The organism is Nocardia sp. CA-119907, from assembly GCF_050955995.1.
Lineage (GTDB): Bacteria > Actinomycetota > Actinomycetes > Mycobacteriales > Mycobacteriaceae > Nocardia.
This window is the reverse complement of record NZ_CP192091.1, coordinates 218471-230726: the sequence shown is the minus strand read 5'-3', so window position 1 is coordinate 230726 and position 12256 is coordinate 218471. Positions and strand designations below refer to the sequence as shown.

At 66.5% G+C, this 12256-nt stretch carries 12 protein-coding genes; 5 read left to right on the top strand and 7 right to left on the bottom strand.

Translation table 11 applies throughout. The features are described from left to right. Nucleotides 1-79: 79 nt before the first annotated feature. A complete protein-coding gene (locus ACQP2D_RS01050; protein WP_433681867.1) occupies nucleotides 80-271 on the top strand; it encodes a type II toxin-antitoxin system HicA family toxin in 192 nt (63 codons plus the stop codon). Next, entirely contained in the window at nucleotides 271-657 is a 387-nt protein-coding gene (locus tag ACQP2D_RS01045; RefSeq protein WP_433681866.1) for a hypothetical protein, read from the top strand. Before ACQP2D_RS01050 ends, ACQP2D_RS01045 begins: the two co-directional genes overlap by 1 nt. 14 nt (nucleotides 658-671) lie before the next feature. Here the strand turns inward: ACQP2D_RS01045 and ACQP2D_RS01040 are convergent, their stop codons facing one another. The 6 genes from ACQP2D_RS01040 to ACQP2D_RS01015 form a co-directional block, all read right to left on the bottom strand. Next, the gene (locus ACQP2D_RS01040; RefSeq protein ID WP_433681865.1) at nucleotides 672-1661 is read right to left on the bottom strand and encodes a pyridoxal-phosphate dependent enzyme; all 990 of its coding nucleotides are present in this window, start codon (nucleotides 1659-1661) and stop codon (nucleotides 672-674) included. Nucleotides 1662-1858: 197 nt separating this feature from the next. Next, on the bottom strand, nucleotides 1859-2497 hold the full coding sequence (locus ACQP2D_RS01035; protein WP_433681864.1) for a hemerythrin domain-containing protein: 639 nt from the start codon (nucleotides 2495-2497) through the stop codon (nucleotides 1859-1861). A gap of 52 nt (nucleotides 2498-2549) precedes the next feature. Then, nucleotides 2550-3041, bottom strand: a complete 492-nt coding sequence (locus ACQP2D_RS01030) for a DoxX family protein (RefSeq protein WP_433681863.1) — start codon at nucleotides 3039-3041, stop codon at nucleotides 2550-2552. Between the two features lie 13 nt (nucleotides 3042-3054). Further along, on the bottom strand, nucleotides 3055-3516 hold the full coding sequence (locus tag ACQP2D_RS01025) for a carboxymuconolactone decarboxylase family protein (protein WP_433681862.1): 462 nt from the start codon (nucleotides 3514-3516) through the stop codon (nucleotides 3055-3057). 37 nt (nucleotides 3517-3553) lie between these two features. Further along, a complete protein-coding gene (locus tag ACQP2D_RS01020) occupies nucleotides 3554-4339 on the bottom strand; it encodes an SDR family oxidoreductase (RefSeq protein ID WP_433681861.1) in 786 nt (261 codons plus the stop codon). Continuing rightward, nucleotides 4336-4893: a carboxymuconolactone decarboxylase family protein gene (locus ACQP2D_RS01015; RefSeq protein WP_433681860.1), complete on the bottom strand. Its 558-nt coding sequence runs from the start codon at nucleotides 4891-4893 to the stop codon at nucleotides 4336-4338. Before ACQP2D_RS01015 ends, ACQP2D_RS01020 begins: the two co-directional genes overlap by 4 nt. Before the next feature lie 108 nt (nucleotides 4894-5001). Here ACQP2D_RS01015 and ACQP2D_RS01010 point away from each other — a divergent pair, with 108 nt between their 5' ends. From ACQP2D_RS01010 to ACQP2D_RS01000, 3 genes are all read left to right on the top strand, one after another. Next, nucleotides 5002-7872 carry a BTAD domain-containing putative transcriptional regulator gene (locus tag ACQP2D_RS01010; RefSeq protein ID WP_433681859.1) on the top strand — a complete coding sequence of 957 codons (2871 nt, stop codon included), beginning with the start codon at nucleotides 5002-5004 and terminating at the stop codon, nucleotides 7870-7872. Then, the gene (locus ACQP2D_RS01005; protein ID WP_433681858.1) at nucleotides 7802-8185 is read left to right on the top strand and encodes a winged helix-turn-helix transcriptional regulator; all 384 of its coding nucleotides are present in this window, start codon (nucleotides 7802-7804) and stop codon (nucleotides 8183-8185) included. The genes ACQP2D_RS01010 and ACQP2D_RS01005 overlap by 71 nt, the downstream gene beginning before the upstream one ends. A gap of 73 nt (nucleotides 8186-8258) precedes the next feature. Further along, entirely contained in the window at nucleotides 8259-8420 is a 162-nt protein-coding gene (locus tag ACQP2D_RS01000) for a hypothetical protein (RefSeq protein WP_354960027.1), read from the top strand. Nucleotides 8421-8685: 265 nt separating this feature from the next. Here ACQP2D_RS01000 and ACQP2D_RS00995 read toward each other — a convergent pair whose 3' ends face one another. Then, nucleotides 8686-12054 (bottom strand): arabinosyltransferase domain-containing protein, encoded by a 3369-nt coding sequence (locus ACQP2D_RS00995; protein WP_433681857.1) that lies wholly within the window; start codon nucleotides 12052-12054, stop codon nucleotides 8686-8688. Nucleotides 12055-12256: the final 202 nt, after the last annotated feature.

Here is a 12256-nt window from a genome sequence, read left to right as displayed (position 1 = left end):
CAGATCAAGCGTCTAGTTGCTAGACTTGCCTTCGTCTATCAACTAGACAATACTGATGATTGCGGAACACGCTACCCGTGTGATCATCAAGGAGTTGACCGATGCCGGATGGAGCCGCAAGCGCGATGCCAAAGGTAGTCACAGCCTCTGGCACTGCCGCGACGGTCTACACACGATCACGGTTCCAGATGGACATCGCACGATACGTCCCGGCGTGGTCCGCGTGATTCGCAAGGCGATCATGTCGTGCGACCGTCAAGGAGGTGCCTGATGGCCTACACAGTTCGCGTATCCCGCGAGGGTCGGTGGTGGGCACTGGCCATACCCGAACTCGGCGAGGACGCGCTGACCCAAGCGCGGCGGCTGTCCGAAGTGGAGCGCGAAGCCAGGGACTACATCGCCGTGACCATGGACGTCGCACCGTCGAATGTCGAGGTCCGCGTGGTCCTCGATGACGTCGGACTGACCGCCGAGGCGCTGGCACGGTCCGAGGAGCTGCGCGCACTGCGCGCCACGGCCGATGACATTCAAGAGCAGATCACGGCGAAGTCGGCGGTGCTGGCCAAGGAACTGGCCGCGAAGCGGCTGCCCGTGCGCGACATCGCGGCACTGATAGGCATTTCGCACCAGCGCGTCAGTCAACTTCTTTCGGCCTGAACACAACGGATCGCTCAGTCGACGAGGTCGCTGGGATCGGTATTGGCTCCGCACAGTACGACACCGATTCGTTCACCGTCGCGTGGCTGGTATGCCCGGGTAGCCAGCGCCGCCAAGCCGGTCGCCGAGCCGTGTTCGACGACGAGTCGATGCCGCTCCCACAGCTGCCGCCGCGCCCGTACGATCGCTTCGTCGTCGACGACCACCGAGCGCACGTCTGTGGCCTTGGCCCAGGCCAGCGCGGCAGCGGAAACCCTTGGCGCACCGAGGGAATCGGCCGCGATGGAATCCACGTCCACGTCGAGCACTGTGCCGGCAGCCAATGCGGCATTGAGCGCCCGGCTGCCATCGGGTTCCGTGCCGACGACTCGAATGCCGAAATGGTCGGCGACCGCGGCGATTCCGGAGAACATGCCGCCCGCGCCGACCGCGAGGACGATCGTGTCCAACCCAGCTACCGCGTCGATGAATTCGAGCAGGATGGTGCCCGCACCGGCCGAGGTCAGGTTGTCATCGTAGGTGTAGGCATCGATCGCACCGGTGCTCGCCATGAATTCGTGGGCGGATGCCCTCGCGTGGTCCTGCGTTTCGCCCGACAATCGAACCTCAGCGCCCAACGCATGCAGCCGCGCTACCTTGGCCGGAGCCGTTGGACCGGCCAGGAACACCGTCGCCCGCACGTCGAACACACGTGCCGCCCAAGCGAATCCGATATCGGCATTGGCGCCGGTAGCGGACACGATACCGGCATCCGGCATGGTCCCGGTTTCGATCAGTCCCGCCATCAGGTTGGCCGCGCCGCGGGCCTTGAAAGATCCAGTGTGCTGCAGGAATTCGAGGCCCAGGAATATCTCGGCACCGCCCGTCTCGGTCGACGGCCGGAGGGAACCGGCCGGCTGCTCGTCGTCCGATTGCTTGCCCATCGGCGCGATGGTCAAGGGCCGGACCACACCGGCAATACGTTCGGCGGCCGCCTCGACCTCGCCATAGGTCGGAGTGCGCATCCGACGGTTCTCCTCATCGACACAGGTTTCCGTCGACGCCGCCAGGTCCGGCAAGACCCGGCTTGATCGCACATGCCCTCATCTCAGTACCGTCCGGTACTTTAATCGCAGCTTGCCGAGTCGGCACTGTGAGCCGCGAACCACCGACGCACACCGCCCTCGGCCCGAATACCCGGGTCCGAGGGCGGTTGCGGCCTTCACGAAGTCGCCGTGCCCGCATTCCATCGATCGAGCGCGGCATACGCTGGCTGCCACTGATCGCGGTACGCAGCACGCACCGGCTCCGGCAGCGGGGCGAGCATAACTTGGACCGTCTGCTCGTCGGCACCGTCGAGCAGCCACGGAATCAGTTGCGGAGCAGCGGGACCGATGCGACTGCCGTGCAACTGACCGAACGCTTGCCACTGCTCCGGTGTCACGACCGCCTGAATCAGCGGCAACGCCTCGCCCTCCTCATGCTTCAGGTGCCCGGTCAACCCGGTTGCCAAGGCATCGAGCAGACCGCCGAGGCGTTCCGGGCCACTGTCGGGATCGGCGAAGGTCGCGTCGATCTGCTCGAGCAGCGGATCGATGACGGCGTGCTCGGCCTCCATGGCGTCCAGTAGCGCCAACTCGTCGGGTCGCTCGGCGAGCGTCTGCCGCATCACCGGCCACAGCGCGTCATCCTCGGCGGTGTGGTGCACCAGCAGGGATTTGGTGAACATTTGCCAACCGGCAGCGGTGGCGAGGATCTTACGCGGATCGTCGTCGATCCGATCGGCGATTTTGGCGATGTATTCGAGTTCGCGCCGCAGCGCGTGGTGCATGGCGTACATCGTCGTCATGTCGAGGGTCATGGGTTTCTCCTGATGGAACGGTATGGATCGGTTGCGCCAACGGGGTCGGCGCTCATGGACGCGCCGCTTCCGGCGGCGGTGCGGAGAGCAGGGCGTGCAAGATGCCCCGCCCGATCCGCAAGGTCGCCCCGATCGGGTCGGGGCTCGGATCGCGGCGCGCCGTCGGCCGCAGCGCCCAGGAAGCGGCCGCGAACCCGGCGAGAACCGTTGCGGGCATGGCGAATTTGCGTGGATTGCCGTTCGCCAGGTGCGAGGCCGCGCCGCCGAGATAGACGGCGAGGGATCCGGCGTAGGCCCACTCCTTGAGCCGCGGCATTCCCGGAGCAAGCAGCACTGCGGCCATGGGCAGTTTGCAGATGCCTTGAATCGTCAAGAAATACCTGGGGTAACCCAACTGATCGAAGGTTTCGACCGCGAACGGCTCCCGGGTCAGGTCCCACATGCCGCCTTTGACCATCTCGGCGGCGACCGGCAGCGTCGTCACCCAGTACGCGGCGGTCCGGATCCGGGAAAGTGCGTCTGCTCTCGGGTTCGGTGAAGTCATCGCAATACTCCGCTCAGGCCCAGCTGGCGCCCGCGGGCTCCTTGATGCTGGTGTTGAGGCGATTGAAGAAGTTGGTCAGCGCAATCATGAGAATGACTGCGGAGAGCTGATTTTCGTCGTAGTGATCGGCGATCTCGTCCCACACGGCGTCCGGCACGGCATCCTCGGACTTGTCGGCGATCCGGGTGGCGACCTCTGCCAGCAACAGCGCCGCGCGCTCATCCGCACCGAACTCAGCCGATTCTCGCCACGCGGCGACGGCGAACAGCTTCTCGTCGCCGACCCCCGCCTTACGACCGCCCGCCAGGTGTGAGTGCACACAGGCGCTGCACCCGTTGATCTGGCTGACCCGCAGCGCAACCAATTCCAGCAGGTCGGCGGAAACTCCGCCCTGATAAGTGGCCTTGTAGAGGGTGCTGATTCCCTTCATCGCGTCAGGCAGGACCATGGCGGGGTTCTTCATGCGAGCGTTCATGTCAGGTGTTTCCTTTCGGGGCGTTGATAATTCGGAATCAGTGGTGGCTGCGGGCCTGCTGGTCGAGCCAGTCGGCAAAGCCCGGACCGGCCAGGACGGCATCCGGCCCGGGGAGCAGAGCGCCGCTCTCGTACAGCTCGCGGTCGGGGTTGGCCGGATCGCTGACCTCCTCGATCGACCTGTCGTCGCCGCGTCGCACGGTCACCAGCCGGGCCATCTCGGCCAGGTATTCGGCGCGCGGTCCGGCAATCTCCGGAAACGGGCCTCCTTGGTGCGCCGACCACGCGCCGGTCGCGAATTCGGCCAGCTGCTCGGCGACCGCGCGTGCGGAAACCAGTTGGGTACGCATCTTCGGGACGTAGATCACCGAACCTTGTGCGCCCCACTGCATCATCTGTTCGACGAGCTCGTGGAACTGCGCGGCCCGCAGAATTCGCGTCGGCACCGGGCCCGCCAGCAGTGCCTGCTCGTGCACCAGCTTCGCGGCGTTGTATCCAGCGGTGGAGCCGTCGATGCCGATGATGGACACGGCCACGATCCGCCGCACTCCGGCCGCCTGCGCGGCCGCGTGCAGGTTGCGGGCCGAGGCGGTGAAGAAGTCGGTGGCTGCCCGCTGTTCGAAGGACGGCGTGCTCGACGCGTCGATCACTGCGGTCACGCCGTGCAACGCTTCGGCGAGTCCGGCACCGGTGACCACATCCACTCCGGTCGACCGCGACATCGCCACGACCTTGTGCCCTGCCTCGGTGAGCACGTCTACGATGTGGCGGCCGAGCCGTCCGGTGGCGCCCGCTACCGCGATCGTGCTGTCTTGCATAGTCATTCCGCTTCCTTTGTGTCGTGGGCGTGGTCCGTATGCCGGACCAACGGCCAGTCGATGTCCACTCGTCCGGCCAGGACGAGGTAGTTGTCGAAGATCGCCAGCGCCACATGAGCAATGACGTCGACGAGTTCGGTAGGCGCCAGTTCCGCCTGGGCGGTGGAGAGTTCGTCGTCGGTGACTGCGCCGCGGCGGCGGATCAGTGCCGCCGCAAAGGCCAGGATCGCCGCGTATTTCGGGTCGTCGGCCGAGCCGAATCGGGCGTCGCTGAGCTCGTTCTCGGTCATCCCCGCGAGGCGGCTGCCGAGGAAGCTGTGCGCCGAAAGGCAGTAGTCACACCCGTGCTCCTGGGCGACCAGCAGCCCGACAGCGGAACGTGCGAACGCCGGCATCTCGCTGCCGCCCAGCGCTTCGGTGAGGGCGACATACCCCCGCAGGGCGGCAGGGCTTTGCGCCATCACCTTGACGTTGTTCGGTGTGACGCCGAACAGCTGCTGGCTGACAGTGAAGAGGTGTCCGGCAGCGTCACCCGCGTTCTCTGGGTCTATCGGGGGCATTTGCGGCATGGGAACAGCGTGTTACGGCCCGTTGATACTTTTGCGATGCCTTCACGATGGGTGTTGTATGGAGCCGAGATGGGTGTGCGTTTTACGGTCCTCGGACCAATGAAAATCGTGGTCGACGGCCGCGAGTCGGCCGCGGCGCCCAGACATCGGGCAGTGTTCGCCTATCTCCTGGTCAATGTCGGAAGAGTGTGCAGCGCAGACCGAATCATCGAGGCCATGTGGGGCACGGATCCCCCGGACACTGCGCGCTCGCAGATCCACGCCGCGGTGACGGCGATCCGCAAGGTGTTGCGCGAAGCGGACGCCGCGCAAGTGCTGCAGACCAGATCCGCCGGATACGTTGCGCTGCCGGAGCCGGGGCAGTTCGACCTCGAGGAATTCACCTGCCGGGTCGGTGCCGGGCAATCGCTGGCCGCTTCCGACCCCGAGACCGCGGTGGCGGAACTGCGTGCGGCGCTGGCGCTGTGGCACGGCGAGGCGCTCGCCGATCTGAACGCCGACTACGTCGCGCCCGCGCGGCGCCGCCTGCAGGAGAAGCAGCTGGCGGCATTCGAGCAGTTGACCGAGGTGGAACTCGGGCTGGGCAGGCACGAGGCGGTGCTCGACGAGCTGGCAGCGATGGTCACCGCAAACCCGCTGCGGGAGAAGCTGGCCGGTCAATTGATACTCGCACTGCATCGAGCGGGACGACAGGTCGATGCGCTCGCCGCCGCACGATCATTCCGGAAGGCACTCGCGCAGGCGCAGGGTCTGGATCCGGGACGCGCATTCGTCGCGCTGGAGCAGGCAGTGTTGCGGGACGACGGCGAACCGGCCACACGCGTAACGGCACCGGCCGCACGCACCGAACCCGTGCCACGTTGCGCGAACTTCTTGCCGTACGACATACCGGATTTCGCGGGCCGAGGCGCCGAACTCGAACATCTCCTCGCACCACTCACCGGCACCGCGGCGACCATCTCCACGATCGACGGCATGGCGGGCATCGGCAAGACCGCGCTTGCCGTACACACCGCGCACCGAGTGGCCGACCGATTCCCCGACGGTCAGCTGTTCATCGACCTGCAAGCGCACACGATCGACCGGCAACCGGTCGCGACGGATGCGGCGCTGGAAATCCTGTTGCGCCAGATCGGAATTCCCGCCGAACGCATTCCGCAGACCACCGCCGATCGCGGCGCGCTGTGGCGGTCGGAGCTGGCCGGGCGGCGAGTGGTCGCGGTGCTGGACAACGCTGTGGATGCCGATCAAGTCCGGCCGCTGCTGCCCGGCGGGACGGACAGTCTCATCCTGATAACCAGCAGGCGGCGGCTGGTCGACCTGGATGGTGCTCGGGCATTGTCGGTCGATCCACTGCCCGCACGCGATGCTGTCGACCTCTTCGACCGGATCGTCGGCGAACGTGCCACCGCCGAACCGCTCGCGGTGCTGGACGTGCTGCACCTGTGCGGGTTCCTGCCATTGGCGGTGCGGATCGCCGCCGCTCGACTACTGCACCGCCCACAGTGGACCGTCGGCTATCTGGCGGGGCGGCTGCGTGGGGAGCGGCGCAGACTGGCCGAATTGTCCACGGCCGAACGGGGCGTCGTTGCCGCGTTCAACCTCTCCTACCGGCAGCTTCGCGCGGACGGGCAGCGGATGTTCCGGCTGCTCGGCCTGCACCCCGGGCGGGACATCGATCCCGGCGCTGCCGCGGCGCTGGCGGATACCTCGGCGGACGACGCCGAAATGCTGTTGGAAGACCTCCTCGACGTTCATGTGATAGCTCAATACGAGCCCGGCCGCTACACCTTTCACGACCTGCTGCGCCAGCATGCCCGCGCCATGGTGTCGGTGGACGAATCCGACAATGCCCGAGCCGCCGCGCTGTCACGACTTTTCGACCACTACCTGCACACCGCGCGAGCAGCCGTGGATCTGCTGTTCCCCTACAGCGCCGATCACCGTCAACCGCTGCCGCCCTCCGCGGCCCTGGTGACGACGCTGGACGACGCCGAAGCCGCGGCCGGGTGGCTCGATGCCGAACGCGAAAACCTCATCACCACTGCGGCTTACGCATCCGACCACGGTACGCCCGCGCACGCCAGAGACACGGCGGAAACCCTGCGTCCCTATCTCGATGGCAACTCCCGCCACTCCGACGCCGCACGCTTGCACCAGGTGGCACTGCTGGCGAGCAGACACCTGGCCGACTCGATCGGCGAGGCCAGAGCGTTGACCGACCTGGGCTGGGCCTGCTGGCGACAAGGCGATTACGAGTGTGCGACCACGCATTCGCAAGCGGCACTGCGGATTGCCCGCGCGTCCGGGGATCGCTATCAAGAGGCCAGAGCGCTGAACACGCTCGGCAATGTGGCGTGGCGTAAACGGGACTACGCCGAGGCCAGGCGATACCTGCGCGACGCGCTCGATCTCGCCAACCGTCTGGGCAATAAAGTCGGCGAGGCGCACGTGCTCGGCAACCTCGGCATGCTGCTCGGCGCCGACAACAACCAGTACCGCGACGCCCGCGAACATCTCGACCGGGCGCTGGCACTGCACCGCGTGGTGGGCAATCAGCGCGGCGAGGCGTTGGTGCTGAACTATCTGGGATCGCTGTGCCGCCGCAACGACCTGCTGGACGAGGCCAGAGACAATCACTCCCGGGCCCGTGACCTGTATCGGATGCTGGGCAGTCGTGGCGACGAAGCGTCCGCGCTCAACGGCCTCGGCGAGACAGCCTGCACCGCAGGCGATCCTGGCTCAGCCGCCGAAAAGCACAGCACCGCACTGGCGTTGGCCGACGAGGCATTGAACCTACCTGAGCGAGCGCGCGCCAACGACGGGCTGGCCCGCGCGTACCGAGATCTCGGCGACGTCGGTCGAGCGCGCGAATACGCCGGTATCGCGATGAGCCTGTATGCGGAACTCGGCGTCCCGGAGGCCGACGATATGCGCGCTTTCCTGGATATGTTCGCAGATTCCGATTAGCCCCGATCGCCACGGCGGTCAGAGTCGGCCGGGGCCCCTGATATCCGATGGCCTCGCGGACGGTCCGCTGCGCTACGCCGAGATCAACCGCATCATCTCCAACGTCAGCCCCACAATGCTCACCCCAACCCTGCGCACCCTGGAGCACGGCGGCCTACTCGAACGCCGGATCACCGCCGAGGTGCCGGTCCGTGTCGACCATGAACGCACACCGCTGGGTCACAGCCCGCAGCCTGTGATGCGCGCCATAAAAGATGTGGGCCGACGAGCGCGTGGCCGAAGTTTTCGCGGCGCGCTCGCGTTACGACGGTGAACCAGCGTGACCATGTCGTAAATGTTGGTCGCGAATACCTTCCCACCAGTGAAGCTGGCCGTAACCTTTATTCATGACCGCGGCCTTCGATGATATGGATCTGCGCGACCTCGTCGGACTGCTCACCGATGATGAACAACGGGAGCTACGACCGGCGGTGCTGCGCGTGTTATCCCGCCAAACCCCGCAAGAGCTACTCCGTCGTGAACTCGGCCTGCGCATGGCAAAAGTCTGAGCCTGCCGTTCAACAACCAACCGACCACCTGGCCGTCGCAATGGCGCGAATCGCCGATGCGGCGGCCTTTGCCGTCAAGAGCACGTAAACGCAGGCCAGACGCGTGTTCGGCAGCACACCCGCGCAATAGCGTGGGTGCGCTCACGAATGGACGGCGACGAACAGCGCCGCACTATGAGAAACATTCCGCGCGGTCGCATTTAGATATAGAACAGGCCCGCCGAATCGGTGCAGTGCCGATTCGACGGGCCTGTGTCGGTAGAAGTTAGAACACCCGCAGCTGTCCGGGCGACCAGAATCCGGAACGGTTGGCCTTACCGGTATCCAACTTGGCCGGAACCGCATTCGGGTAATACTGGTCGTACCGTTCCAGCGAACCCCAGTCCCGCGCCCAGTCGTTCTTCATATACGTCGGAATGGTGCTCGACTTCGCCAGCATCTGGGAGAAGCCCAACAGCCCACCGAACTCCTCGGCCTGCCAGGTATTGGTCGAGCTGATGGCCAGCGGCCGGTCCGGCAGGATCCGGTAGCCCGGCACCTCGGCCACCCCGTTCTTGTGGTCCAGCGGCCGCTGGCACGGGAACTGCAGTCCGACCGCCCAGTCCAGCAGCACCGGCTGCTCGGAGCCGATAAAGCTATTGAGCGAGGCCAACTTCGGCATCCGCGGCGGCGTGAACGCCAGCCACTGATCACCGATCAGAATCGGGTCATTGGCGACGATGCGCACCGCGTCGGCATCGGGCGCGATCTCATCGAGTGGGATGCGCAGATTGCGCCACGACGGGAACGGGCCGATATCACGCGGCAGGTAGGTGCCGAGCATCTGCACGCCGCCGTCGGGCAGGTGCTTGCCGTAGTCGACGGTCAGCGACTGGCCGTACTTGGTATCGCCGGTGTCATCGACGGACAGGATGCGGCCCGCGGCCGAAATGACCACCAGCGGACGATCATCCGAGCGCGGCGCCAGCTGGTACCAGCTGGACACCAGATGCGCGGGCTGCTGCACGCCCTGCTGGTAGCTGCCCATCACCGGCGTGGTGGCCGAATCGAGGCCGAAGGGCAGGGTGGCCCGGCTGCCATTGACACCGGTCGCACCGTAGCCGCCGTCGGTGCCCGCGTTCTGCCCGTCGGCACCCACCGGGCCCACCGACTGGGTGGAGGTGTTGCCGGTACCCGGCTTCACCTCAATGGTGTCGGCGCTGAGCTTTTCGGGCACACCGTTCGGGTCGAAGCCGACCGGATCGGCCCCGGCCAGCGGATCACCGTTCTTCGGCGGATTCGCCGGATCGATGATCGGGGTCAGCACGCCATTGCCCTTGTTCACATCCGGCTCCACCAGGATGTCATTGGCCAGACCGCACGAATTCCCGCTCAGCGCATCGAAGTTCGAGCGGGCCAGCGAATACGCCGGATACTGCGACACCGCGCCCTTCACCAGCGAGAACACCTCGAGCAGCACCATCAGCGCGGCGACCACGGTCAGCGGGATGGCGGCGAACTTGCGAATCCGCTTGCCGCGCACCGACTTCGCCGAGGGCTGCGGTTTGGTGTAGTCCTCGCGCAGCGCGGACCAGGCGACCAGCGCCAGCGCCAGGCCGAACAGGATGAGCATCGCCGTATTCGACTGGTAGCCGTGCAGCGAGATCCGCTTGTCGAACCAAGGCACACCGAAGCTGGACACGTACCAGTAGCCATTGATGCCCGAGAACGCGATGGCCAGCACGAACAGCAATCCGGCGAGGAAGATCGCCCGGTTCTTCCTCGCCCGCAGCGCACTCGCCGAGACCGCGACCGCGGTGACCGCGGCCAGCGATCCGGCGATGCCCGCGTACGCGCCGAAGTGGTGGGTCCACTTCGTCGGGTTGAACATCATGAAGAAGATGGTGCCGAAGACCACGCCCATCAGCCGCCAGCTCGGACCGCTGGCGATACCGGGCACCTGCCTGCGCCGCAGCAGCACCAGCATGGTGGTGAACAGGCACAGCAGCATGATCAGGAAGGCGAAACGGCGCGACAGCGAACCGTCGACGGTCTCCACGAACAAGTAGTAGTAGCGCAGGTAGTCCTCGTACCAGGCCAGGTTCGGCCCGGTCACCTGCCGCACCCGGTTGGCCTCCTGGATACCGGCGAAGGTCTGGTCGCTGTAGACCACGATCAGCACCAGCAGACCCGCCGCCGCGATCGGTGCGAGCAGCGGCAGCGACGACCCCCACTTGCGCACGCCCTGCGCGGCGAACTGCCGGTGCCGTCGCACCACGATCCGCAGCAGCGGCCGAATACCGGCCAGCAGCGCCGCCACACACATCAGACCGGTCGGGGCCGCCGCCAAGGTGAATGCGGCGACCAGGATCGCGACCGCGGCAGGCAACAGCCGACCGGTCGCGATGGCCCGCTCGATCGAAACCCAGGTCAGCAGCGCGCCCAGCGCGACGATCGGCTCCGAGCGCAGGCCGTTGTCGAACGGCAGCCAGAATGCCAGGAAGACCAGTCCACCGGTCCACAGCGCCACCTTGCTCTGGCGCACCCCGCGCCCGAGCCGGGGCACTACCTCGCGGCTGATCACCAGCCAGCACAGGATGGCGCAGAACAGCGCGGGCAACCGAACCCACGGGCTCGCGGTGGAGATCTCCGAGAAGGCCTGGATGACGTAGTAGTACCAGCCGAACGGCGCCTCGGGGACGCCGTACCAGCGGAAGTAGTTGGCCATATAGCCCGCGTGCGGCGCCACCCGGACCATGCTCAGGATGTAACCGTCGTCGGAGGTGTTGGCACCCACGAAATGCCACACCAGCAGCGTGCCGATGATCGCGCCGTCGGCCCAGGTCGGCTTCAGCCAGTGGGCGGGCAGGAACCGGCGGTGCCCGCGCCCGTCACTGCCGTCCAGTTTGGCCAGCGCGCCGAGCGCGATCAGGGTGCACAGCACCGCCGCGATCATCGCGATCAACTTGACCGGAGTCGGGCTGGAGGAGAACCGGGTATCCACCGTCATGTGCATCGACAGCCCGGTGGGCGCCGCGCCCTTCATATCGGTGAAGACGCCGACCACCTGCGGCCGCAGATCACCGTTCAGCTGCCCCGCTACCGGCACCGCGACCTTTTCCGTGGCCCCGGGCGCCCCACCCTCGACCGGCCGCTCGATCGTCGTGGTGAGGCCCTCGAACGACGCCTTGGTCCGATTGCCGTCGGAACTGATGGTGATCGAGCTGCACCCGCCCAACTGGACGCGCTCGGCCGAGGCCACCACGGCATTGCGGTCGACCACGTCCACCGACGTGTCGGAGACCCGCACGAACATCGCCTCGAGCGATGCCCGGTCGCCCTGTGGCGGCGCCGTGGCCAGCAGCATCCCGCCGTAGCTCGGCAGCTGATCGACCGCCGAGCACGGAATGCTGGCGTCCAGGTCGACCGGCACCTGCGACATCAGCGGCGCCTGCACGCTATTGACGGTGCCGCCCTGCGGCCAATTCAGCGTCGCGGTGGTCTGGCTGACCGGCAAGAACGGAGCAGCCAGCGCGAACAGCGCGCCGAGCACACCGGCGATCAGCGCGACCATGCGCGCGGTGCGGAAGTCACTCGGTGCGACTTCCGGCGCGGCGGGAGGTTTTGTCAATACAGCGGTAGCGGCGTCGGGCACGGTTGGCAATGGTATCCGCCCGCGTGTCGGCACGGGCGCTGGCTGCGCACATGTTGCGTGCCACTCCCAGCAACTTCTGAGACGACTCCCAGTCGCGCGGCCCGAATCCCCTGTAAAAAGCGGGGAATCACGACTCGGAAACGGATTCGTCGGACGATGCGCGGCACGGCGTGGCTAATGGGACGGGACCGAAAAGGTGACC